Genomic DNA, 23,897 nt, shown 5'->3' on the forward strand with positions numbered 1-23,897 from the left:
TTCGGGTTGTAGGGGGCGCAACGTATTGATCGTCGGGACGGTTCTGGCGAACTGGTGTGACACAGATCACATATCTCATTTGAACCCGTGGTCGAACCGCTCCAACTGGGGTTCGTAGTCCTTCTCTGAAGACCAGCGACTTGAGGGGGAGTCGAATCGTGTCGTCGACAGTGGCGCCCTGGTCCGGGCGGATCGCGTACGTGGCCATGTGCTTGACCATCTGCTGGGGAGTGCTCACCGCGACCGGGTGGATCCGGGGACTGACCGGACGACGGGGTTCGCGGCTCGCACACCAGGTGCTGGGAACGTTCAGCGTGGTGCTGGGCCTGACCCACGCCGTGGCCTTCGCCGTCGGAGGCGCCTTACCCTGGCACGCCGTCGTGCTGCCGATCGGAGCGTTGCGGCACGGACTGGGCGTGCTCGGGCTGGAACTGATGATCGCCGTGGCGGTGACGGCGGCGCTGCAACGCTCGACGTTCTACCGGAGTTGGCTGCCCCTGCACCGCTTGGCGTACGCGGCGGTGTGGCTGGGCGCGATGCACGCGTGGCTCGGCGCGGCGGCGAACGGCACCGTGCCGGTCCTGTGGCTGGCCGGGATCACCGTCCTCGTGCCCACCATCACCCTCACCCTGCTCCGCTTCCTGCCGCCGCGGACGTTGGTGCGCCTGGGCATCATCGCCCCGTCACCGACCCGGCGGTCGAGCAGATCGGTGCGGGTCGCGGTCGATCACGAGCTGTGCCGGCACTTCGCGTTGTGCCAGGCTCAGGCGCCCCGGGTGTTCCGGCTGCTGGACGACGGCACGTTGCGGTACGCCCGCAACCCCGAGCCCGAGCAGCGGATCCGGGTGCTGGCTGCTGCTCGGGCCTGTCCCATGCGGGCGGTGCGGGTCGAGGTGGTCGACGAGGGCGTCAGGGGGTGAGCGCCGGGTTGCGGACCGGGGAACCCTTGCCCACCGGGGAGATGGGCAGCAGGGTGCGGCCGGTGGGGCCCACCTCGATGTCGGTGCCCATCGCGGGGCAGACGCCGCAGTCGAAGCACGGCGTCCAGCGGCAGTCGTCCTGTTCGCGCTCGTCCAGGGCATCCTGCCAGTCCGACCAGAGCCATTCCTTGTCCAGGCCCGAGTCCAGGTGGTCCCAGGGCAGGACCTCCAGCTCCTCGCGTTCCCGGGTGGTGAACCAGTCCAGCGAGACGCCGAGCGGCACCAGCTCGGCCTCGGCGGCGGCCACCCAGCGGTCGTAGGAGAAGTGCTCGGACCAGCCGTCGAAACGGCCGCCCTCGCGCCACACCCGCTCGATGACCTTGCCGATCCGGCGGTCGCCGCGGGACAGCAGGCCCTCGATCAGGGACGGCTGGCCGTCGTGGTAGCGCATGCCGATGTTGCGGCCCAGGGAACGGTCGGAGTTGACCGCCTCCCGCAGCTTGCGCAACCGACTGTCCACAGTGGCCGGATCGCACTGCGCCGCCCACTGGAACGGCGTGTGCGGCTTGGGCACGAAACCGCCGATGGAGATCGTGCAGCGGATGTCCTTGCGCCCGCTGACCTCGCGGCCCGCGCGGATCACGTTCTTGGCCATCTCGGCGATCTGGAGGACGTCGTCGTCGGTCTCGGTCGGCAGACCGCACATGAAGTACAGCTTCACCTGCCGCCACCCCGCGCCGAACGCCGCGCTGACCGTCCGGATGAGGTCCTCCTCGGACACCATCTTGTTGATCACGCGCCGGATGCGCTCGCTGCCGCCCTCGGGCGCGAACGTCAGGCCCGAACGGCGGCCGTTGCGGGACAGCTCGTTGGCCAGGTCGATGTTGAACGCGTCCACGCGGGTCGAGGGCAGCGACAGCGAGGTGTTCGTGCCCTCGTAGCGGTCGGCGAGGCCCTTGGTGACCTCGGCGATCTCCGAGTGGTCCGCGCTGGACAGCGACAGCAGCCCGACCTCCTCGAAGCCGGTCGCCTCCAGGCCGCGCTGCACCATCGCGCCGATGCCCTCGATGGACCGCTCGCGCACCGGCCGCGTGATCATGCCCGCCTGGCAGAACCGGCACCCGCGGGTGCAGCCGCGGAAGATCTCCACGCTCATCCGCTCGTGCACGGACTCCGCCAGCGGCACCAGCGGCTGCTTCGGGTACGGCCACGCGTCGAGGTCCATCGTGGTCCGCTTGAACACCCGGTACGGCACGCGCTCGCGGTTGGGCACCACGCGCTGGATGCGCCCGTCGGGCAGGTACTCCACGTCGTAGAACCGGGGCACGTACACGCCGCCGGTCTCGGCCAGGCGCAGCAGCAGCTCGTCCCGGCCGCCGGGCCGCCCTTCGGCCTTCCACGCCCGCACCAGGTCGGTGATCTCCAGGACGGCTTCCTCGCCGTCGCCCAGCACGGCCGCGTCGACGAACGGCGCGATCGGCTCCGGGTTGAACGCCGCGTGCCCGCCGGCCACCACCACGGGGTCGTCGTCACCGCGGTCCTCGGCGTGCAGCGGGATGCCCGCGAGGTCCAGCGCGGTGAGCAGGTTCGTGTAGCCCAGCTCGGTGGCGAAGCTCACCCCGAACAGGTCGAACGCCTTCACCGGCCGGTGCGCGTCCACGGTGAACTGCGGCACGCCGTGCTCGCGCATGAGCGCCTCGAGGTCCGGCCACACCGCGTAGGTGCGCTCGGCCAGCACGTCCGGCTGCTCGTTGAGCACTTCGTAGAGGATCATGACGCCCTGGTTGGGCAGCCCGACCTCGTAGGCGTCCGGGTACATCAACGCCCACCGCACGGCGGCGGCGTCCCAGTCCTTGACGGTCGCGTTCAACTCCCCGCCGACGTACTGCACGGGCTTGGACACCCGCGGCAGCAGGGGCTCCAACGCGGGGAAAACGGACTCGACACTCACACGCCCAGGGTAACGGCATCGCCGGAAGCGCTCAGAACAGCGGTCCCGTGACGGTCAGCCCCAGCTCGGAGCCCGCGCCCGCGTACAGGCCGAAGAACATCAACGCCGCGCCCGCCAGCGAGATGTCCTTGCTGAACTGGACCGTCTCCCCCTGCCTGGCCTGCGGGTCCCGCTCCTTCCAGAACGGGTGCATGAGGAACGCCGTGGGCAGCAGGAACAGCACGAGCAGCAGCGCCCCCAGGTCCGCCCACACGCCCAGCGCCACCATCAACGCGGCCACGAGCTGCACCGCGCCACTCGCCTGGGTGGCGAGCTTGGGCTTGGGCACGCCCTTGGACTCGGCGTACCCCGCCATGCCCTCGGTCTTGGTGAAGTGGCCGAACGCGGAGCTGAGGAAGAGCAGGACGAACAGGATTCGGCCGACGAGCACGATCACGTCCATGACGACCTCCCGTGAAGGGACGACTCCGTCCAGTGTTGGCCCGGCTCAGGAGGTGAGCAACTTGCCCAGCCGCCGGGACGCCACGAGCACCCCCACACCGGCCATCACGACCAGGTAGGCCACGTGCGTCAGGACGCCCCAGCCGACGGAACCCGTGGTCAGCGCCCTGAGCAGCTCGATCGAGTGGTACAGCGGGGTCCACTGGACGATCGCCTGGAGCCACGACGGGTACACCGACAGCGGGTAGAAGGTCGTCGAGAACAGGAACAGCGGCAGCACCACCAGCTGCACCAGGTCGAAGTCGTGCCACGACCGCATGAACGTGCTGCCCGCCATGCCCACCGCCGCGAACGCCAGCGCCACCAGCAGGCACGCGGGCAGCGCCAGCAGCGCCCAGGCCGAGGAGATGAGCCCGAACCCGAGCATCACCGCGATGAACCCGGCCGAGTACAGGCCGCCACGCAGCAACGCCCAGGTCGCCTCGCCCACGGCGATGTCGATCGGCCCCATCGGGGTGTTCAACATCGCCTCGTACACCTTGGAGTACTTGACCTTGAGGAACAGGTTGAACGTCGTGTCGAACACGGCCCCGTTCATCGCCGAGGCGGCCAGCAGGGCGGGCGCGACGAACGCCGGGTAGGGCAGGCCGTCCACGGTGCTGACCAGTTGGCCGAAGCCGAAGCCCAGGGACAGCAGGAAGAACAGCGGTTCGAAGAAGCCGGAGACGAAGGCCGTCCACGCCCGGCGGTACACCAGGTGGGCGCGTTCGACGATGACGTGCGGGCGGCCCACGTACAGGCCGGGCGGCACGATGCGCAGCAGCAGGCCCCGGCTGGCGGAGGCGTCGCGGTCGAGCGTTCGGGTCATCTGCGATCACACCGCCAGTCGTCGGGCGAAGAAGCGGCGGCCGAGGAGCACTCCCACGGCGACCAGCGCGGACAGGTAGGCGAGGTGGCCCAGCGCGGGCAGCACGCCCAGCGTGCCGGACGCGGCGCCCCGGGCCAGCTCGATGCCGTGCCACACGGGCGTGACCCAGGCCACCGGGTGCAGCCAGCCCGGCAACTGGCTCAGCGGGAAGAACGCGCCGGTGAACAGGGTCATCGGGATGACCACGAACCGGAAGAGGCTGCTGAACGAGTCCGGCTTCTCCCGGGTCGCGGTGTAGGCGACGAGCAGCGCGCTGAACGCCATTCCGGTCAGCACGCCCACCGGCAGCGCCACCACCGCCCACGGCGACCTCAACGCCCCCAGCACGCCCGCGACCAGCAGGAACGCCGTGCAGCCGAAGGTGAGTTTGAGCGCGACCCACAGCAGCTGCCCGTAGAGGACGTGCGCGGGCGTGACCGGGGTGGCGACCATGCCGTGGAACGTCCGCTGCCACTTGAACTGGGAGAACACCGACCAGGACGACTCGAACATCGCGGTCTGCACGGCCGTGGTCACCACCAGCGCCGGGGCGAGGAACACCACGTACCGCTCGCCGCCGGTGGCCGGACCGGCCGCCACCTGCGAGCCGAAGCCCATGCCCATCGCGAGCAGGAACAGCAGCGGGTTGACGAACGTCGTCACCGCCGAGGACCGCCAGTTCCGGCGGTACCACGTCCACTGGTACTCCAGGACGGCCAGCATCAGTCCACCAACGTCCGGCCGGTGAGGCGGAGGAACACGTCCTCCAGCGAACTGCGGCGGACCAGGCTCGACGCCGGCCGCACACCCCGGTTGTGCGCGGCGGACAGGGCGGCCTCGCCGTCGTCGGTGTAGAGCAGCAGCCGGTCGGGCAGCACCTCGATGCGGTCGGCGAGGCCCTGCACCGGTGTGGCGTCCTGCTCGCCCGGCGGGAAGCGCAGCTCCAGCACCTCGCGCGTGGAGTAGCGGCGGATCAGGTCGACCGGCGAGCCCTCGGCGACGATCTTGCCGCCGTCCATGACCACGAGCCGGTCGCAGAGCTGTTCGGCCTCGTCCATGTAGTGGGTGGTGATGATGAGCGTGACGCCGTTCTGCTTGAGCCGGAACAGCCGGTCCCACAGCAGGTGGCGGGCCTGCGGGTCCAGGCCCGTGGTGGGTTCGTCGAGGACCACCAGCTCCGGGTCGTTGACCAGGGACCGGGCGATGGTGAGACGGCGCTTCATGCCGCCGGACAGCGGCTCCACCTCGTCGTCGGCGCGCTCGGTGAGCTGGGCGAAGTCGAGCAGTTCCGTCGCCTTGGCGCGCACGGCGGCGCGGGACATGCCGAAGTAGCGGCCGTAGATCTCCAGGTTCTGCCGGACGGTCAGCTCGGTGTCCAGGTTGTCCTGCTGCGGGACGACGCCGAGCCGGGCGCGGATGCGGGGACCGTCGCGGTTGGGGTCCATGCCCAGGACGGTCAGGTCGCCCCCGGTGCGCGGCGACACGCACGACACCATCCGCATGGTCGAGGACTTGCCGGCGCCGTTGGGCCCGAGGAACCCGAACGCCTCGCCCCGGCGGACTTCGACGTCGATGCCCCGGACGGCTTCGAACGTGCCGAAGTGCTTGGTCAGGCCTTTGGCGTCGACGAGGGTGGTCACGTTCGTCACGGTAGCGGCGGGGTACGACAGTCCGGGAGCGGTTTTAGGGTGGGCGGCATGGGGATCGAGCTGCTCTGGCCTTCGGTGGCGGATTCGTCGTTGCGGACCTCGGTGCACGCTGTGCTGCACGACGTGGTGGCGGCCGGCGGGGCGATCGGCTGGCAGGTGCCGCCGTCACGGGCGGAGACCGACGCGTGGCTGGACGTGGTGATGACCCGCGTCGCGTCCGGTGACGGGGCTTTGGTGGTGGCCGTTGTCGACGGTGTCGTGCGGGGGACGGCCACGTGGCTGCGCAACCCCAGCGCCGTGTTCACGCACTCCGCCGAGGTCGGTCGGGTTACCGCACACCCTTCGGCGCGGGGCTTGGGGTTGGGGCGGCTGCTGGTGTCGGCGATCGTGTCGCACGCTCGGTCGGCGGGGCTGGAGATGTTGACCTTGGGCGTGCGGGGCAACAACCACGGTGCGATCGAGCTGTACGAGAGCTTGGGTTTTCGGGAGTGGGGGCGGCTGCCGTACGCGATCGCGGTGGGCGACGTGCGCTTCGACGACGTCCGCATGGCCTTGCCTCTGGGCTTCCCGGAAGGCGTGGTCCTGCACGGCTCCGCGGCTGGCGGCAACGGCTCGTCCCCTCGCCGCACCCGGACCGACTACAACGACGGCCCGGACCGCGCGGGGCGGTCCGGGCCGTCGGGTTGGCAGCTCAAAGGTTCGGGAACCAGAGCTTGATCTCGCGCTCGGCCGACTCCGGCGAGTCCGAGCCGTGGACCAGGTTGAACTGGACCTCCAGGCCGAAGTCGCCGCGGATCGTGCCCGGCGTGGCCTTCTCGACCGGGTCGGTGCCGCCGGCCAGCTGGCGGAACGCGGCGATGGCCCGCGTGCCCTCCACGACCAGGGCCACCAGCGGTCCGCCGGTGATGAACTCGACCAGGTCGTTGAAGAACGGCTTGCCGTCGTGCTCGGCGTAGTGCTGCTCGGCGGTCGCGCGGTCCACGGTGCGCAGTTCGAGGGCGGCCAGGGTGAGGCCCTTGCGCTCGATGCGGGAGATGACCTCGCCGACCAGGCCGCGGCTGACGCCATCGGGCTTGACCAGGACCAGGGTGCGCTCGCTCACGGCCGTTGGTACTCCTTCGTACGAGTTCTTCCGGTGGGTGAAGGGTAGCCGGAGCCCTCACAGCGCCCGCCGCGAGCACCTCCGTAGGCCGCCTGCTCAGCTCTGGTGGATCAGACGGTCGTACCGGCGGGTGGGACGCGGCCGGAAGTGCCATAGTGCCCGCCGTGACCACCCGGAACAGCGAGGGCTCCCATCTCGGCACCACCCTCACCGGCGCGGCGGTGTTGTTCGTGCTGCTCAGGTTGCTGGCGGTGTCTCGCTACGACTGGCACACGACGTTCGCGTTGCTGCACACGTTGGACCTGGAGGACGCGCCTGGGTTGTTCCTCGGCACGTTCATGGCCGACCAGCGGATCAGCAGTGTGCTGTTGGTGCTGATGGTGCCGTTGACCGTCTTCTACTCGGCGGCCACGCGGTCGCGGGCGGCGCCGTTGGCGGTGACGGTGTTGGTGGCGTTTCTGGTGGCGCATGTGTTGACCTACCACCAGTGGTGGGTGCCGGTGGCGGCAGTGGGGATGGCGGCGGCGTTGGCGGTGATCGCTGTGCGGCATCGGGACAACGAGCCTGGGCCGGCCAAGTTCGTGTTGCGGCGGATCGGGTGGATCGTCGGGGCGGTTGCCCTGGTGGTGGCGGCTGTCGTCGGGACGCCCTGGGTGCCTGGGGAGCGGATCGAGACGAACGACGGCACCATCGAGGCGTATGTGGTGGAGACGAGTCCTGGGTTCCTGAAAGTCCTCGTCGCGGAGGATCGGGAGTTTCGGATCCTCCGCGACGAGGACGTGCGGTCACGGGTGGAGTTGACCGACCACTAGCGGGTCAGGACCACCACCGACCTGGGTGGGATGGACAGGCCGTTGTCGAAGGTGGCCTTGTCGCTGCTCAGTGGGTGGTTCTGCCACGTGCCGGGGACCGTGACCGAGCGAGCTGTTGGGAACGGGTTGACCACTAGCAGGACCGCGTTGAGGGACGGGTCCACGTCCGGGCCGGCGGTGTCGTCCAGCAGGGCTACGACCAGGCCCGGGTCGGCGGACGGGAACGACAGCTTCTGCTGCACCAGAGCCGCGTCGTTGAGGGTGAACAGCGGGGACGAGCGGCGGATGCGGAGCAGTTCCAGGGTGTTGGTCATGGCCTGGCGCATGTCGGCTGACGTGGGCTTCAAGGACGGCGTGGCCAGCAAGGGAGCGGCGTACGGCCACTTGTCCTGGTTGTCCGCGGCCGGGGGGAGGCCGCGGCCGAAGCCGTTGTCGTGCAGGGACGGGTCGTAGCGGTTGAACCAGTCGCCCGAGTCGTAGCTGTTGCGGTCCAAGGACTTCGAGCGCAGGAACTCCGCGCCGGCGTGCAGGAACGGTTGTCCCTGGCCCAGCAGGACGGGAGCTAGGGCGACCTTCTGCATCCGCACGCGGTCGGCCATCGACGTTGCGACGGGCAGCTTGTAGGTCTGCGAGTCGAACAAGGTTTCGTTGTCGTGCGCGTCCACGTACGTGATGACGTCGGCTGGCGCGCCCGTGTACCCGCCCGGCGAGCCGTTGTAGGGCACGTCCCGGCCGGAAACCACACCACCCGCCGTGGACTGGAAGCGGTAGGAGGCCATGTTGCCGGCCATGCCCAGCTTCACCAGGTCGCTGTAGTTGGCCAGTCGCGCGTCGACGTCGCCGTTGGCCGGGGACCCGTTGAGGTCGCCCGCCAGGCCCGAACCCAGGCCCTGCGTGCGCGGGTCGGCGTCGAACGGGCCGCCGCCGCGCACGGCGTCGCGCAGCCGGTCGCTGAACGTGCCGATGCCGGTGCCCGCCATGTTCGCCTGCGTGGCCTGCTCGAACCGGGCGTTCCCGGCGACCTCGCCGAAGTCCCAGCCCTCGCCGTAGATGCGGATCTTGCGGCCGTCCACGCCGTCCTTCTCGACGGTCAACGCGTCCAGCGCCGCCCGCACGGCCAGGATGTTCGCCTTCGGGTGGTGGCCCATCAGGTCGAACCGGAAGCCGTCGACCTTGTAGAGCTTCGCCCAGCGCACCACCGAGTCCACGACCAGCTTGCCCATCATGGCGTTCTCGGACGCGGTGTTGGCGCAGCACGTGGAGTTCGCGACGGTGCCGTCGAGGTTGAGCCGGTGGTAGTACCCGGGCACGACCTTGTCCAGCACGGACGTGACCGCGTCACCGGAGGCCGCGGTGTGGTTGTAGACCACGTCCACGACGACCCGGTTGCCGTTGTCGTGCAACGACTTCACCATCTCGCGGTACTGCTTCGACCGCGCCCACCCGGACTGGGCGTCGTCGGTGGCGTACGAACCCTCCGGCACGTCGTAGTGGAACGGGTCGTAGCCCCAGTTGAAGCCGTCACGAGCAGCCGCCGCCGTCACGCACTCCTGCTGTGCCGTCGAGTCCGCAGGCAGGGCGGCCAGGTCGCACGCCGGTTCCTGCCGGTCGGAGCGCTTCTCGGGGATGGTCGCGATGTCGAACGTGGGCAGCAGGTGCACGGTGTCCAGCCCGGCTTCGGCCAGTTGCCGCAGGTGCGTCATGCCGGTCGAGTCGCGATGCGTGAACGCCTTGTACGTGCCGCGCTCGGCCTCGGGCACCGACTGGTCACCGATGGAGAAGTCCCGGACGTGCAGCTCCGTGATGCCGTGCTCGGTCGGGTCGTCCAGACCGCGGGCCACGTCCTGCCGCCAGCCCTCGGGCATGGTGCGCGCGTCGGTCAGGTCGGCGAACTGCGAGTGCGTCGAGTTCACCGCCAGCGCCACCGAGTACGGGTCGGTGACCACCACGGACTTCCCGGCCACGGTCACCTCGAACTGGTAGTACCGGTCCTTCCACCGCCCGCTGCCCGACCACGAGCCGGAGGCGTCGTCGCGCCGCAGGTCCAGCACGCGGGTCGGCTCACCGGTCGGCTGGTCGAACAGGCGCAGCTTGACCGAGGACGCGGTGGGCGCCCACAGCCGCACGGAGACCTTGTCCCCATCGAACACCGGCCCGTAGGTCAGCTTCGCCGCCGCTGCCGCGTACCGGTCGTCGAGCACGCCCGCGATCTGCACGCCCGTGCGGTGCCGCAGCCCGCCGCCGGAGTCGACGTGCACGGCGGACAGCTTGTCCCGCAACGCCTCGTCCACCCGAGCGCCGTCCAGCACCTTGAACACGGGCTTGCCCCGCAGGTGCGGGAACTGCGCCGGCACCGCGGAATCGGAAGGCGCCAGCCGCAGCACCTTCCCGCCGTACTCCAGGCGGTAGCCGTCGGACGCCACGACCGGCACGTCCCACACCACCAGGTCGCGGGTCACCCAGATCGCCTTGGCCTTGGTCAGGTCGTCGTCCACGCCGGGACCGCCCGAGGGCGGCAGCACGTACGACGCCGACCCGTCCGGCCGCACCGAGCCCGACACGTACCAGACCTCGTGCCCGGTGCCGTTGAGGTCGAGGAACTGGTCCGGACCCGGGTCCTTGGCGTCACCGCGGTGGATGATGTTGCTCAGCCCCGCCGCGCCCGGCGCGAGCGGCACCGACCAGTAGACGCCGAACCCGTCCGAGCCGTCCGGCACGCGCGACTGGTTCCAGCCGGGGCTGGGCTCCAACGACCCCGTCCAGTGGTACAGCGTCCAGTCCGCGTAGTCGCCCGCGGGCCGGTGGTAGTGGATCACCGCGCGGTTCTCCAGCGCGGCTAGGCTCCCGTAGACCTTCGGGTCACCCGACTTCGCCCACGCGTGACCGGAGTTGCGCCCGGACGCCTCCACGGTCCCGTTGCGCACCAACGAGAACTCGACCGGACCCGACGCCGGGATGCGCGCCACTCCCCCGCTGAACGGAACTTCCGTCGTGCCTGCGCGCGCGATCAGACCGGTGGTGTCACCGCTGTGGTGCACGACCGCCTCGCCGGTGGCCGCGACCTCGTTCGGGTGCACGGCCGACTGGCCCTGGCGCAACCACACCTGCGGCGACACGCTCGGGTCCACGAACCGGTCCGCGTCGGTGTCCTTCTCGTCGCCCCGGTGGGCGATGATGCCGACGTTCTTCGCGCCCGGCTTGAGCTTCACCCACGCGAACCGGCCGTACGGGGTCTCGCCCGCGAACGGCAGCGGCTGCTGCCAGGTCGGACCGTCCACCACGTCACCCCAGACGTGCAGGCCCCACCCGTCGTAGTCCCCCGCCGGGCGGTTGTAGTGCACGACCAGCCAGTCCGACGCGACCGCGCCCGGCGGCTGCACCGGCGGCGCGGCGACCAGCGCCAGCGAGGCGCCGTCCGCACCGAGCGTCCCGGCGGAGTCCTTGGCCACCACCCGGATCTCGACCTTCTTGCCCACGGCCGCGCCGGGCAGCCCGGCCAGGTCCGCGAACACCCGGTAGGGCGCGGCGTCGTCGGTGCCCAGGACCGTCCAGTCGGACTGGCCCTCGACCCGCGCGGCGAACGTGGCCTGCGCGAACGACGACGTGATCCCGTCCGCCCGCAGCTCCACCCGGTCGTCCAGCACCGTGCCGGCGGCCGGCACCACCAGGGTCGGCGTGGGAGCGGACGCGGACAGCTTGGAACCCTTCAGCACCACTGCGGACAGGGGAGGCACGGGGACGCTGACCTTGCCGTCCACGGCCTGCACCGGAGCTCCCGACGACGGCCACAGCGGGGTCACCGAGGAGCTGCCGACCGGGACGTCCACGATCGTCGCGGAGGTGCCCGCGTTGGCCACCACCAGGTGCTCGACCTGCGCGGACCCGACCCGGCTGAACGCGATCACGTCACCGGAGGCGTACCGCAGGGTCTGGTTGCCGTCGCGCCACACCGGGTCCGTGTCGACGAACGCGGCCAGGTCGCGCAGCTGCCGGTACAGCGGGTGGTCGGTGGCGAAGTTGTCCACCGCGCCGGTCCGGTCGCTGCCCACCAGGTCTTCGGCGACGTACTCGGGGGTCCTAGAAGCGAACATGTCCTGGCGCGCCAGCTTGTCGCCGCCCGTGCCCGCGAAGCCCTGCTCGTCGCCGTAGTAGACGACCGGGTTGCCGCGCCACAGGTACATCAGGGAGTTGCCCAGCTTGAGGCGGTCCAGCAGCTCGGACTCGGTGATACCGGAGCGGTTCTGCCGGATCATCCACGCGATGCGGCCCATGTCGTGGTTGCCCAGGAACGTCGGCAGGGAGGACGCGTTGGAATCGGCGTCGGTGTACCGGTCATCGTCGACCAGCACTTCACCCAACCGAGCCGCGCCCCGCCCGGACAGGAACGACGACGCCCCGCTCTGGAACGGGAAGTCCAGCACCGCCTGCATCCGGCCGGTCGTGGAGTAGCGGGAGGTCACGGCGGGGTTGGCGTCGAAGACCTCGCCGAACACGAAGAAGTCCTTCTTGCCGCGCTGTTCGGCGTACCGCTTCACGTGCGGCGCAAGCGCTTGCCAGAACTCCATGTTCACGTGCTTGACGGTGTCGACGCGGTAGCCGTCGATGCCCAGCACGTCGATCCAGTTGGTGAAGATCCGCTTCATGCCCGCGACGACCTTCGGGTGCTCGGTCATCAGGTCGTCCAAGCCGGCGAAGTCGCCGTAGCCGTTGGACTCGCCGCTGAACGTCGAGTTCCCGCGGTTGTGGTAGAGCGACGGGTCGTTGAGCCAGTCCGGGGTCTTCTTCCCGCGCACCACCGGCGTGTAGGGGGCGGTGAGCTTCGGGAAGTCCTCCTGCCCGGCGATCTCGGCGATGTCGACCGGCCGGCCCTCGGGGTCCAGGTAGGGGACCGCGCCCGTGGACACGTAGTCGTACTCGCCCTCGGCGTGGTCGATCAGGTCCGCGGTGTGGTTGGCGACGATGTCGAAGAACACCTTGATGCCGCGGCCGTGCGCGTCGCGGATCAGGCGGCGCATGTCGTTGGTGGTGCCGAAGTGCGGGTCGAGCTTGGTGAAGTCGGTGGTCCAGTAGCCGTGGTAGCCGGCGGAGGCGTCCGCGCCCTCGCCCTGCACCCAGCGGTTGGCGAACATCGGCGTCATCCAAATCGCCGTGACGCCCAGGCCGTCGAGGTAGTCGAGCTTCTGCTGGAGGCCCTTGAGGTCGCCGCCGTGGTAGAAGCCCTTGTCGGCCGGGTCGAACCCGGTCTTGAGCCGGTCGGGGTCGGACGTGCCGCCGCGGTCGTTGCGCGGGTCGCCGTTGGCGAACCGGTCGGGCATCACGAAGTAGAACCGCTCGCCGGACAGGTCGTCCCGAATGGCGTCGCGGGCCAGACCCTGGTCCCCGTCCCGCACCCCCGGCGCGATGTCTTCGACCGACCCGACGGCCAGGCGTTCGGCGGGTGCGGCGGCGACCTCACCAACCGGCAGCAGCAACCCGCCTATCAGCAGGGCGACCAAACCCAAGCGGCGACGCATGGGCGACCTCCTTGTCGCAAGAACTTGCAAGCCCTCGCCCGGCGCAGGACCGGGCGAGGGCTCACAAAACCACGACAATCTTGGTCTAACAAGAGGTCAGAGCCTGCAAACTCTTGCAGAAACTAACGGCGCTCGGGCTGGAGCGTCTTCGACCACAGCGAGACGCCCTTGAGGTCGCGCAGGAACACCGTCAGCTCGCCGTCCCGCGACACCTCGACCTCGCCGAAGTGCTGGAAGCCGTCCAGCGGGGACGTGTTGGCGGCCGGCGGGGCGTGCACGAACACCGCCTCCGGGCCGAAGGTCGGGTCCAGCGTGTTCGGCCCGAACGCGCCCGCGTGTGCGGGACCGGACACGAACTCCCAGAACGGGTCGAAGTCGCCGACCGCCGCACGCTCCGGCGAGTAGTGGTGCGCGGCGGTGTAGTGCACGTCCGCGGTCAACCACACCGTGTTGCGCACGCGCCGCTTCTTCAGCTCCCGCAGCACCCACGCCAGCTCGTGCTCGCGGCCACCGGGCACACCCGGCAGGCCGTTGGCGACGCCCTCGATGTCGGTGCCGTCGGGCACGGTCAGGCCGATCGGCAGGTCCGCGGCGATGACCTTCCAGGTGGCGTTCGACCGGTCCAGCTCGCGGACCAGCCAGCGCGCCTGCTGCTCGCCCAGCACGTGACCCGGGTCGGTCCGGGACGAGGTGTTGGCGTCCTTGTAGGAGCGCATGTCGAGGATGAAGACGTCGACGTGCCGGCCGTAGGAGAACTTCCGGTAGACGCGGCCGTCCACGGCCTGGCGGGGGTCGATCGGCTGCCACTCGTGGAAGGCCTGGAAGGCCCGCGCGGCCAGCACGTCCACCCGCTTCTCGGTGTACTGCGGGAGGGTCAGGATCTCGCCCGGGTACCAGTTGTTGACCACCTCGTGGTCGTCCCACTGCACGAACATGGGCACCTGGGAGGCGAACTCGCGGTACATCGGGTCGAGCAGGTTGTAGGCGAACTGGCCGCGGTACTCGTCGAGGGTCTCGGCGACCTTGAGCTTCTCGGGCGTGACGACGTTGCGCCAGATCCGGCCGTCCGGGAGGGTCACGGTCTCCTTGAGCGGGTTGTCCGCGTAGACCGTGTCGCCGCTGTTGATGAAGAAGTCGGGGCGGCGGGCGGCCATCGCGCCGAACAGCGGCATGCCGCCGAGGTCGGGGTTGCTGCCCCAGCCCTGGCCCGCCACGTCGCCGGACCAGACGAACCGGACGCCCTCGTTGCCCAGGGGCGCCGTGCGGAAGGTGCCGGTGGCGGCCTCGCTGCGCGCCCGCCCGTCCAGGTCCTCGGCGATCACCCGGTAGTGCACCTCACGGCCGGGCGGCAACCCGCGCAGCCGGACCTTGCCGGTGCCACCGGTCTCCGGGGTCAGCACCGGGCCGCGCACCGTGCGGACGTGCCGGAAGTCGGCGTCCCGCGAGATCTCGACGACCATCCGCGAGGGACGGTCGGCCCGCGTCCACACCAGACCGCCGTCGAACGTCACGTCCCCGGTCTGCACGCCGTGCGTCAACACCGGTCGACCGCTCTGCGCCAGGGCCACCCCGGGCACGAACGCCGCCGCGACCCCGACCGTGCCGGCGCGCAGCAGCGTCCGCCGGTTCATTCCACCTTCGCTCATGGCCGGTTTGTAGCCGCCGGATACGAATGCGGGGTGAACAAGGCCCTTACGACCTCGGAACACCGCCGTCAGGGTGCTTTGGGCCGCAGCTTCCGCGCGCGGGACTCCAGTTCGGCGATGATCGTCCGCGACAGCGTGTACCCGCCGCCGGCGTCGAACAGGAACCGCTCCGCGTCCCTGCGCCGGTCCCCCACCAGGTCGTGCGCCAGGAACTCCGGGTCGAACGCCAGCCCTTCGGCCAGTTCCCCCAGCCGCTCGCGCATCCGCTCCTCGACCGCCGCCCGCTCCCGCTCGACCTGCTCCCAGGCCAAACCCACGGCCTTCGCCGCGCCCGGCCGGTCCTGGTCGGAGGCCAGGAACGGCCCCACGACCTCGTGATCGGCCAGCCTCCGCTCCACCGCGGAAGGGCTGTAGCCGGGTTGCAGCAGGCGCAACTCCGGCTCCTGGGCGAGCTGCGCGGCCAGCGCCGCCACACGTTCCTCCGGCCACAGCGCCATCCGGGCCAGCTCCTCCGCCGCCCGCCGCAAAGCCGCACGCCAAGGCGCGATCGCCACCCACGTGTGCACGACACCCTGGTGCGCGAACCCGACCCGGACGGACATCGCGCGCCCGACGTACGCCTCGGGCTCGGCCACCAGGTCGTCGGTCGTCCCGCCCTCCAGGACGTTCCACGGCCCGCCGCTCAGGTGTTCCGGGGTCACCACCTCGACCTCCCGGTACAGCAAGGTCGCACCCACCCGCACCGCCACCGCGAAGAACTCGTCCACGCCCATGCGGTCCGCCGGCACGACGACCTGGGACCGGACGTCCGCCGGCAGGGCGGGCAGGCACGGCACTCGGCGAGCGGCGACCAGGGCGTCGACGCGTTGAGCCCAAGCTGTGGTGGTGTCGTCCCCCGGAACGGTCATCAGGACTGCTGGCTCGGCAGCCGACCCTCGGCCATGCGCTTGGCCACGTCCCGGCGCAGCCACAGCAGGTACACCCACACCAGGCTGAACAGGACACCGATCGCACCCAGCGCGGTCATGGCGAACCACGACGCGACCATGACCACGTGCACGGTGACGATGAGCGCCACCGCCCACCGCCGCTTCAACACCGCGCAGGTCCCGATCAGCGCGACGATCAGCCCCAGCACCAGGTAACCGGTGCCCGTCCCGATCCCGCCGCCGAGGTTCGCGACCACCGGCAGCGCCAGGGCGACGACGACGGCCTCCAGGATGAGCGTCCCGGCCATCACGCCCCGGAACGACTTCATCGGGTCCTTCTTCGGCGCGGGTACGGGCGCGGGGGCCGGCTCGGTCATTGCGGCGCCTTCCCGAACAGGGCGCGGGCCTCGCCGGCGGTGACCACCGAGCCCGTCACCACGACGCCGCCGCCGGACACCACGCCGCCGTCGTCGTCCTCCTCCGCCAGCCGCACGGCCTCCTCGATCGCGTCGACCAGGTGCGGCTGCACGACCATGCGGTCCTCGCCGAAGATCGGGATCGCCACCCCGGCCAGCAGGTCCGGGTCCATCGCGCGCGGCGACGAGTTCGCGGTCAGCACGATCTCGTTCACGACCGGTTCCAGCTCGCTCAGGATGCCCACGGCGTCCTTGTCGTCCATCACGCCCACGACGGCGACCAGCTTGCGGAACCCGAACTCCTCGTCCAGCGCGCGAGCCAACGCCTTCGCGCCGTGCGGGTTGTGGGCGGCGTCCACCAGCACAGTCGGAGCCGAGCGCACCCGCTCCAACCGACCCGGGGAGGCCACGGTCGCGAACGCCTCGCGCACCGCCTCGATGTCCAGCTGCCGGTCCGCGCCGGCGCCGAAGAACGCCTCCACCGCCGCCAGCGCCAGAGCGGCGTTCGCGGCCTGGTGGGCGCCGTGCAGCGGCAGGAAGATCTCGTCGTACACCCCGCCCAGGCCCTGCAACCGCAGCACCTGGCCGCCTACGGCGACATCGCGCTGGAGGACGGCGAACTCCGACCCCTGCCGCGCCACGGTGGCGTCCACCTCGGCCACCCGCCGCAGGAGCACGCGTTCGACGGCCGGGTCCTGCTCGGCCAGCAGCGCCACCGCGCCGGGCTTGATGATCCCGGCCTTCTCCTCGGCGATGCCCTCGAGCGAGTCGCCCAGGTAGTCGGTGTGGTCCAGGCCGATCGGGCACAGCACGGCGATCTTGCCGTCGGCGATGTTCGTGGCGTCCCACCGGCCGCCCATGCCGACCTCGATGACCGCCGCGTCCACCGGGGCGTCCGCGAACGCCGCGAACGCCATGCCGGTGAGCACCTCGAACTTGCTCATCGGCACCTCGGACCGGCTGTCCACGATCCCGATGTAGGGCTCGATGTCCCGGTACACCTCGACGTAGCGCTCGGGGCTGATCGGCGCGTTGTCCACGTTGATCCGCTCGGTCACCAGCTGGAGGTGCGGGCTGGTGTACCGGCCGGTGCGCAAGCCGACGCGCGTGAGCAGCGCGTCGACCATGCGGGACGTGGACGTCTTGCCGTTCGTGCCGCCGATGTGGATCACCGGGTAGGACGTCTGCGGGTCGCCCAGGATCTCCGCCAGCGCCTTGATCCGGTCCACGCTCGGGTCGAGCTTGGTCTCCGGCCAGCGCTGGTTCAGCTCCGCCTCGACCTGGCGGAGCTCCTCCAGGGCCTCGGGCGCGGTCACGACTGCGGCAGCGTCTCTAGGCGGGCGTGGATGCGTTCGATCTCGGCGTTGGCCGCGGCCAACCGGCCCTTGATCTTCTCCACGACCTCGGCGGGCGCCTTGTCGGTGAACGCGGGGTTGTCGAGCTTGCCCTCGCACTGGGCCCGCTCCTTCTCCGCCACCGCGAGGTCCTTGGCCAGGCGCTTCCGCTCGGCGGCCACGTCGATCGCGCCGGACAGGTCCAGCTCGACCTTGACCGTGCCCTTGGGCAGGCCGACCTCCAGCGACACCGACACCTGGAAGCCCTCGTCCGGCTCGGTCATCCGGGTCAGCGACAGCACCGCCGGGACCTGGTCGATCAGGTCCACGCAGCACGCGCCGCGCACCTTGCCCGCGACCTTCTGCGCGGGCTTGAGGCCCTGGTCGGAGCGGAACCGGCGGATCTCGGTGACCAGCTTCTTCAGGCCCTCGACCCGCTGCGCCGCGACCTCGTCCCGCGCACCACCGTGGGCTTTGGGCCACTCGGCGATGACGAGGGACTCGCCGCCGGTCAGCGTGGTCCACAGGGTCTCGGTGACGAACGGCGTCAACGGGTGCAGCAGGCGCAGCACCACGTCGAGCACGTGACCCAGGACCAGCCGGGTGGACTCGGCGCGCTCGCCGCCCTCGGCGATCTGGACCTTGGCCAGCTCCAGGTACCAGTCGCAGAACTCGTCCCACGTGAAGTGGTAGAGCGCCTCGGCCAGCTTGCCGAACTGGAACTGCTCGAACTGGCCGTCCACATCGGACACCAGCTGGTCCAGCAGGTCCAGGATCCAGCGGTCGGCGTCGGTCAGCGACTCGCGCGCGGGCAGCGGCGACTCGACGTTGGCCCCGTTGCTCAGGGCGAACCGGGTGGCGTTCCACAGCTTCGTGGTGAAGTTGCGGGAACCGGCCGCCCACTCCTCCGCGATGGCCAGGTCCGAGCCGGGGTTCGCGCCGCGCAGCAGCGTGAACCGGGTGGCGTCGGCGCCGTAGGTGTCCATCCAGTCCAGCGGGTCGATGCCGTTGCCGCGCGACTTCGACATCTTCTTGCCGAACTGGTCGCGGATCAGGCCGTGCAGGAAGACGTGGTCGAACGGCTGCTTGCCGTCCATCGCGTACAGGCCGAACATCATCATCCGGACGACCCAGAAGAACAGGATGTCGTAGCCGGTGGACAGCACGCTGGTCGGGTAGAACTTCGCCAGGTCGCTGGTGGGCGTCGGCCAGCCCAGCGTGGAGAACGGCCACAGGCCCGAGGAGAACCACGTGTCCAGCACGTCCTCGTCCTGGACCCAGCCCTCGCCCGGCGGCTCGTCGTCCGGGCCGACGCACATGACCTTGTCGTCCGGGCCGTACCAGACCGGGATGCGGTGGCCCCACCACAGCTGGCGCGAGATGCACCAGTCGTTGAGGTTGTCCACCCAGTCGAAGTAGCGCTTGGCCAGCTCCGGCGGGTGGATCGTGGTGCGACCGTCGCGGACCGCCGCCGCGGCCTCGCGGGCCAGCGGCTCGACCTTGACCCACCACTGCATGGACAGGCGCGGCTCGATGACCGTGTCGCAGCGCGAGCAGTGGCCCACGGCGTGCGTGTACGGGCGCTTCTCGGCGACGATCCGGCCCTGCTCGCGCAGGGCGGCGACCACGGCGGGCCGGGCCTCGAACCGGTCCAGGCCCTCGAACGGGCCGTGCGCGGTGATGTTGCCGCGGCCGTCCATGATCGTCAGCGCGGGCAGGTCGTGGCGCTGGCCGATCTCGAAGTCGTTCGGGTCGTGCGCGGGGGTGACCTTGACCGCGCCCGTGCCGAACTTCGGGTCCACGTGCTCGTCGGCCACGACCGGCACGAACCGGCCGGTCAGCGGCACCTCGACCTCGGTGCCGATGAGGTGCTGGTAGCGCTCGTCGTCGGGGTGCACGGCCACCGCCGTGTCGCCCAGCATCGTCTCGGCGCGGGTGGTGGCGACCACGATCGAGCGGTCACCGTCGCCGTAGCGGATGGAGACCAGCTCGCCGTCGTCGTCGGAGTGGTCGACCTCGATGTCCGACAGCGCGGTCTGGCAGCGCGGGCACCAGTTGATGATGCGCTCGGCGCGGTAGATCAGGCCGTCGTCGAACAGCTTCTTGAAGATCGTCTGGACGGCCCGGGACAGGCCCTCGTCCATCGTGAACCGGACGCGGTCCCAGTCGACGCCGTCGCCCAGCCGGCGCATCTGGCCGAGGATCCGGCCGCCGACCTCCTCGCGCCACTGCCAGACCCGCTCCACGAACTTCTCGCGGCCCAGGTCGTGCCGGGACAGCCCCTCGCCGGCCAGCGCGCGCTCGACCGCGGTCTGGGTCGCGATGCCCGCGTGGTCGGTGCCGGGCAGCCACAGGACCTCGAAGCCCTGCATGCGGCGGCGGCGGGTGAGGGCGTCCATGACGCTGTGGTTGAGGGCGTGGCCCATGTGCAGGCTGCCGTTCACGTTCGGCGGCGGCAGCACGATGGTGAACGGCGGCTTGTCGCTGGACGCGTCGGCCGTGAAGTAACCGCGCTCGACCCACCGCTCGTACAGGCCGGCCTCTACCTCGGCCGGGTTCCAGGCCGGCGGGAGTTCGGGTCGCTGCGGGGTGGTGGGCGTTTCAGTCACGAGCGAAGTCTACGGAGGTGCGGGTATCGACTTCGAACCAGATACCTGCTAACGCGCCGGGCGGGCCGGAGCGCCTGCTAACGCCGGCCGGCCTTACTCCGATCGAGTGAACGACTTCGAACTGGAGCGAGGGGCACGTGGACATCGACGACATCGGCAACCACCCCGACCTGCGCGACGAGAAGTGGCTGCGCGAGGTCGAGCGGCGGGCGCGCAAAGAGGCCCGCCGGGCATCGCGGCGCAAGCGCCGGTGGCGTGCCCGGCTGGGGTCCGACAGCCCGCGACCGGTCGTGTCCCGACAGCGCCGGCGCACGGTCCTGGCGGTGCTCACGGTGGTGGCGGTGTTGGGCGGGGCGTTCGGCGCGGCCCGCGCGGGCTGGTTCGACCGGCCGGAGTCCACGGCCGCGCCCTCGACCACGACGGCTCCGGGCACCGTGCTCCGGGTGGACCCCGAGCGGCCGTTCGAGGGGACGCCGGCGGCGGGCTGGGCGGACGGCGAGGCCGGGATCGTGGTGCCCGAGGCGCAGCCGGTGGGCGAGTTCTCCGCCGAACAGGTCGCCGACGCCTACCAGCGGACGAAGGAGGCGCTGGTCGCCTCCCGGCTGGACCGGAGGGCCGTCGAGGGGCACGACGTGACCGCCTTCATCGACCTGTTCGCCGAGGACCTGCGCGACCACCTCCGCGAGGGGTTCGACGGGACGAACGACCCGGACGCCTCCACGGTGGTGACCCGGGTCGCCAAGGGACAGCACCTGCTGCCCGTCGAGCCCAAGGTGAGCGGGACGATGCGGGCCGAAGCGGGCGAGGAGGGCGAACTGGTCGTCCACACCAACTACGTGGTGGCCTACGCCTTCGCCACCGCGCTGCCCGTGGTGGACCCGATGGAGATCGTCGCGGTCGTCCGCACCGAGGCCGACTACCTGGTCCGCTCCGGCGACCGGTTCAGGGCCCAGAGCCAGGGCCTGTGGGCGGGCGCGACGCAGGGCTTCAACTACTCGATCGCGTGCGAGGCGTCCAAGGCGGGCTTCCTCGCGCCCTCGATCAGCGAAGCCGCCCGCCGGTCCGGCGACCCGGCCGAGCACGAGCCGGGGTACTACTTCGACCACACGAAACCGCTGGGCACTGAGGACGGGTGCCGGGACTGAGGCGGTCACCCGTTCGGCCGATGCCCACCCTTGTGGTGCCGCTCACAATTGACGTTGATCAACCGGATCGCCGCTGGACACGACGCCGGATTCACGGGCCGTTCTCAACCCCTTGGGGCCCGTGACAGCGGTCCCGCGTCCCCCGGCCGGCGCCGGTCGATCGCGGTAGGCGCTGGCGCGCTCGCGCGGGGCGCGCCAGCGCTCCCCCTTGGCGCAGAATGAGGCCATGAGCAAGCCTCCCCAGCAGGACGTCGACGAGTCGCGGATCGAAGTCACGGGACCCAAGACCTGGGCGGCCGGACTGCCCGGTGTCGCCGTGTCGCTCAAGCGCGGGGTCGAGCAGATGGGCGTCGGGCGGACCGTCACCACGCTCCGGCTGCTCAACCAGCGCGAGGGGTTCGACTGCCCGGGGTGTGCCTGGCCCGAGCCGCAGGGGCACCGCAAGCTCGCCGAGTTCTGCGAGAACGGCGCGAAGGCGGTCGCCGAGGAGGCGACCCGGCGGCGGGTCGGTCCGGAGTTCTTCGCCGCGCACCCCGTCGCCGAGCTGGCGGACAAGACCGACTACTGGCTGGGGCAGCAGGGTCGGCTGACCGAGCCGGTGGTGCTGCGGGAGGGCGGCACGCACTACGAGCCGATCTCGTGGGCGGACGCGTTCGCGCTGGTCGCTTCGAAGCTGAACGGGCTGGCGAGCCCGGACGAGGCCGTGTTCTACACCTCCGGGCGCACCAGCAACGAGGCCGCGTTCCTCTACCAGCTGCTCGTGCGGTCGTTCGGCACGAACAACCTGCCGGACTGCTCCAACATGTGCCACGAGTCCTCCGGGGCCGCGCTGTCGGAGACCACGGGCATCGGCAAGGGCTCGGTGAGCATCGACGACTTCGCCCGCGCCGACCTGATCGTGGTGGTGGGCCAGAACCCGGGCACCAACCACCCGCGCATGCTGTCCGCGCTGGAGGACGCCAAGAAGGCGGGCGCGAAGGTCGTCGCGGTCAACCCGCTGCCCGAGGCCGGGCTGCTGCGGTTCAAGAACCCGCAGAACGTGCGGGGCCTGGTCGGCGCGGGGACGCAGCTGGCCGACGAGTTCCTCCAGATCCGGCTGGGCGGGGACCAGGCGCTGTTCCAGGCCGTGGGCAACCTGCTGCTGAATTGGGACGCCGTGGACCGCGAGTTCGTGGACGGCTTCACCGACGGGTTCGAGGAGTACGCCGCGCACGTGCGGGAGCTGGACTGGGACGCCGTGGACCTGGCCACCGGGCTGCCCCGCGCGCAGGTCGAGCTGCTGGCGCGGATGCTGGCGTCCTCCGAGCGCACGATCTTCTGCTGGGCGATGGGGTTGACCCAGCACAAGCACGCCGTGGCCACGATCAAGGAGATCGCCAACGTGGCCCTGCTGCGCGGGATGATCGGCAAGCCGGGCGCGGGGCTGTGCCCGGTGCGCGGTCACTCGAACGTGCAAGGCGACCGGACGATGGGCATCTGGGAGAAGATGCCGGAGAAGTTCCTGGCCGCCCTGGAGGCGGAGTTCGGGGTGCCGGTCCCGCGCGAGCACGGGTTCGACACCGTGGACTCGATCCGGGCCATGCGGGACGGGCGGGCGAAGGTGTTCTTCGCGGTGGGCGGGAACTTCGTCGCCGCCACGCCGGACACGGGGGTGACCGAGCGGGCGATGCGGTCGTGCGACCTGACCGTGCACGTGTCGACCAAGCTCAACCGGTCGCACGTGGTGCACGGGCGGGAGGCGTTGATCCTGCCCACGCTGGGCCGCACGGAGAGCGACCTCCAGCACACCGGCGAGCAGTTCGTCACGGTCGAGGACTCGATGTCGGTGGTGCACCGTTCGCAGGGTCGGCTGGAACCGGCTTCCTCCCAGTTGCTCTCCGAGGTGTCCATCGTCTGCCGGTTGGCGCGGGCGGTGCTGGGGTCGGAGCACCCCGTGCCGTGGGAGGAGTTCGAGAAGGACTACGACCTGATCCGCGACCGGATCGCCCGGGTCGTGCCGGGGTGCGCGGACTACAACGCGCGGGTGCGTCAGCCGGACGGGTTCGTGTTGCCGCACGCACCCCGGGACGCCCGCGAGTTCACGGGGACGCGGTCGGGGAAGGCGCACTTCACCGCGAGCGAGCTGACGGTGTTGCGGGTGCCGGCCGGGCGACTGCTGTTGCAGACCATGCGCAGCCACGACCAGTACAACACCACCATCTACGGACTGGACGACCGGTACCGCGGGGTCAAGGACGGGCGGCGGGTGGTGTTCGTGAGCCCGGCCGACCTGGAGGAGTTGGCGTTGCGCGACGGGCAGTACGTGGACCTGGTCAGCGAGTGGCCCGACGACCCGACCGGCGTGACCGAGCGGCGGGCGCCGAGGTTCCGGGTGGTGTCGTACCCGACGGCGAAGGGCTGCGCGGCGGCGTACTTCCCGGAGGCCAACCCCCTGGTGCCGCTGGACTCCACCGCGGAGAAGTCGGGCACGCCCACGTCGAAGTCGATCGTGGTGCGTTTGGAACCCGTCGACGCCTGAGGGCC

Annotated in this window: 17 protein-coding genes; 5 read left to right on the top strand and 12 right to left on the bottom strand. The window is 70.7% G+C overall.

What is annotated here, in order from left to right; genetic code table 11:
• Positions 1-158 precede the first annotated feature (158 nt).
• On the top strand, positions 159-920 hold the full coding sequence (locus WBN91_RS14330; RefSeq protein ID WP_337723586.1) for a ferric reductase-like transmembrane domain-containing protein: 762 nt from the start codon (positions 159-161) through the stop codon (positions 918-920).
• Here WBN91_RS14330 and WBN91_RS14335 read toward each other — a convergent pair.
• From WBN91_RS14335 to WBN91_RS14355, 5 genes are read right to left on the bottom strand one after another with little or no spacing between them, the layout of a single operon-like run.
• Entirely contained in the window at positions 910-2,871 is a 1,962-nt protein-coding gene (locus WBN91_RS14335) for a TIGR03960 family B12-binding radical SAM protein (RefSeq protein WP_337723585.1), read from the bottom strand. The genes WBN91_RS14330 and WBN91_RS14335 overlap by 11 nt on opposite strands.
• A 31-nt stretch (positions 2,872-2,902) precedes the next feature.
• Positions 2,903-3,313 carry a DoxX family protein gene (locus WBN91_RS14340; protein WP_337723584.1) on the bottom strand — a complete coding sequence of 137 codons (411 nt, stop codon included), beginning with the start codon at positions 3,311-3,313 and terminating at the stop codon, positions 2,903-2,905.
• 45 nt (positions 3,314-3,358) lie between these two features.
• The gene (locus WBN91_RS14345; protein WP_337723583.1) at positions 3,359-4,180 is read right to left on the bottom strand and encodes an ABC transporter permease; all 822 of its coding nucleotides are present in this window, start codon (positions 4,178-4,180) and stop codon (positions 3,359-3,361) included.
• 6 nt (positions 4,181-4,186) lie between these two features.
• A complete protein-coding gene (locus WBN91_RS14350; protein WP_337723582.1) occupies positions 4,187-4,942 on the bottom strand; it encodes an ABC transporter permease in 756 nt (251 codons plus the stop codon).
• Positions 4,942-5,859, bottom strand: coding sequence for an ABC transporter ATP-binding protein (locus WBN91_RS14355; RefSeq protein ID WP_443217722.1), 918 nt, complete (start codon positions 5,857-5,859; stop codon positions 4,942-4,944). Before WBN91_RS14355 ends, WBN91_RS14350 begins: the two co-directional genes overlap by 1 nt.
• Positions 5,860-5,916: 57 nt before the next feature.
• Here WBN91_RS14355 and WBN91_RS14360 point away from each other — a divergent pair, with 57 nt between their 5' ends.
• Complete coding sequence (locus WBN91_RS14360) at positions 5,917-6,585, top strand: GNAT family N-acetyltransferase (protein WP_337723580.1); 669 nt, start codon at positions 5,917-5,919, stop codon at positions 6,583-6,585.
• Here WBN91_RS14360 and ndk read toward each other — a convergent pair.
• Positions 6,560-6,970, bottom strand: a complete 411-nt coding sequence (gene ndk / locus WBN91_RS14365) for a nucleoside-diphosphate kinase (RefSeq protein WP_337723579.1) — start codon at positions 6,968-6,970, stop codon at positions 6,560-6,562. The two genes, WBN91_RS14360 and ndk, sit on opposite strands and share 26 nt — an antisense overlap.
• A 164-nt stretch (positions 6,971-7,134) precedes the next feature.
• Here ndk and WBN91_RS14370 point away from each other — a divergent pair, with 164 nt between their 5' ends.
• Entirely contained in the window at positions 7,135-7,782 is a 648-nt protein-coding gene (locus tag WBN91_RS14370; RefSeq protein ID WP_337723578.1) for a hypothetical protein, read from the top strand.
• Here the strand turns inward: WBN91_RS14370 and pulA are convergent.
• The 6 genes from pulA to WBN91_RS14400 all read right to left on the bottom strand — a co-directional run bounded on the left by pulA (position 7,779) and on the right by WBN91_RS14400 (position 20,229).
• Positions 7,779-13,295: a pullulanase-type alpha-1,6-glucosidase gene (pulA, locus tag WBN91_RS14375; RefSeq protein WP_337723577.1), complete on the bottom strand. Its 5,517-nt coding sequence runs from the start codon at positions 13,293-13,295 to the stop codon at positions 7,779-7,781. The genes WBN91_RS14370 and pulA overlap by 4 nt on opposite strands.
• A gap of 122 nt (positions 13,296-13,417) precedes the next feature.
• Entirely contained in the window at positions 13,418-14,941 is a 1,524-nt protein-coding gene (locus tag WBN91_RS14380; RefSeq protein WP_337723576.1) for an alkaline phosphatase D family protein, read from the bottom strand.
• A gap of 68 nt (positions 14,942-15,009) precedes the next feature.
• The gene (locus tag WBN91_RS14385) at positions 15,010-15,849 is read right to left on the bottom strand and encodes a hypothetical protein (protein WP_337723575.1); all 840 of its coding nucleotides are present in this window, start codon (positions 15,847-15,849) and stop codon (positions 15,010-15,012) included.
• Positions 15,849-16,247 carry a DUF4233 domain-containing protein gene (locus tag WBN91_RS14390; protein WP_337723574.1) on the bottom strand — a complete coding sequence of 133 codons (399 nt, stop codon included), beginning with the start codon at positions 16,245-16,247 and terminating at the stop codon, positions 15,849-15,851. The genes WBN91_RS14385 and WBN91_RS14390 overlap by 1 nt, the downstream gene beginning before the upstream one ends.
• Positions 16,244-17,602 (bottom strand): bifunctional tetrahydrofolate synthase/dihydrofolate synthase, encoded by a 1,359-nt coding sequence (gene folC / locus WBN91_RS14395; protein WP_337723573.1) that lies wholly within the window; start codon positions 17,600-17,602, stop codon positions 16,244-16,246. Before folC ends, WBN91_RS14390 begins: the two co-directional genes overlap by 4 nt.
• A complete protein-coding gene (locus tag WBN91_RS14400; protein ID WP_337723572.1) occupies positions 17,599-20,229 on the bottom strand; it encodes a valine--tRNA ligase in 2,631 nt (876 codons plus the stop codon). Before WBN91_RS14400 ends, folC begins: the two co-directional genes overlap by 4 nt.
• 137 nt (positions 20,230-20,366) lie before the next feature.
• Between WBN91_RS14400 and WBN91_RS14405 the strand changes: the two genes are divergently transcribed.
• Positions 20,367-21,374: a hypothetical protein gene (locus WBN91_RS14405; RefSeq protein WP_337723571.1), complete on the top strand. Its 1,008-nt coding sequence runs from the start codon at positions 20,367-20,369 to the stop codon at positions 21,372-21,374.
• A gap of 226 nt (positions 21,375-21,600) precedes the next feature.
• A complete protein-coding gene (locus tag WBN91_RS14410; RefSeq protein ID WP_337723570.1) occupies positions 21,601-23,892 on the top strand; it encodes an FdhF/YdeP family oxidoreductase in 2,292 nt (763 codons plus the stop codon).
• Positions 23,893-23,897 lie beyond the last annotated feature (5 nt).

Source organism: Saccharothrix sp. CCNWYY140 (assembly GCF_037401995.1).
Taxonomy (GTDB): Bacteria; Actinomycetota; Actinomycetes; order Mycobacteriales; family Pseudonocardiaceae; genus Actinosynnema.

Excerpts from the sequence above, each read along its gene's own strand:
- WBN91_RS14340 (WP_337723584.1), bottom strand. The coding sequence starts at position 3,313 with ATGGACGTGATCGTGCTCGTCGGCCGAATCCTGTTCGTCCTGCTCTTC.
- WBN91_RS14345 (WP_337723583.1), bottom strand. The coding sequence starts at position 4,180 with ATGACCCGAACGCTCGACCGCGACGCCTCCGCCAGCCGGGGCCTGCTG.
- WBN91_RS14350 (WP_337723582.1), bottom strand. The coding sequence starts at position 4,942 with ATGCTGGCCGTCCTGGAGTACCAGTGGACGTGGTACCGCCGGAACTGG.
- WBN91_RS14360 (WP_337723580.1), top strand. The coding sequence starts at position 5,917 with ATGGGGATCGAGCTGCTCTGGCCTTCGGTGGCGGATTCGTCGTTGCGG.
- pulA (WP_337723577.1), bottom strand. The coding sequence starts at position 13,295 with ATGCGTCGCCGCTTGGGTTTGGTCGCCCTGCTGATAGGCGGGTTGCTG.
- WBN91_RS14380 (WP_337723576.1), bottom strand. The coding sequence starts at position 14,941 with ATGAGCGAAGGTGGAATGAACCGGCGGACGCTGCTGCGCGCCGGCACG.
- WBN91_RS14385 (WP_337723575.1), bottom strand. The coding sequence starts at position 15,849 with ATGACCGTTCCGGGGGACGACACCACCACAGCTTGGGCTCAACGCGTC.
- WBN91_RS14390 (WP_337723574.1), bottom strand. The coding sequence starts at position 16,247 with ATGACCGAGCCGGCCCCCGCGCCCGTACCCGCGCCGAAGAAGGACCCG.
- WBN91_RS14410 (WP_337723570.1), top strand. The coding sequence starts at position 21,601 with ATGAGCAAGCCTCCCCAGCAGGACGTCGACGAGTCGCGGATCGAAGTC.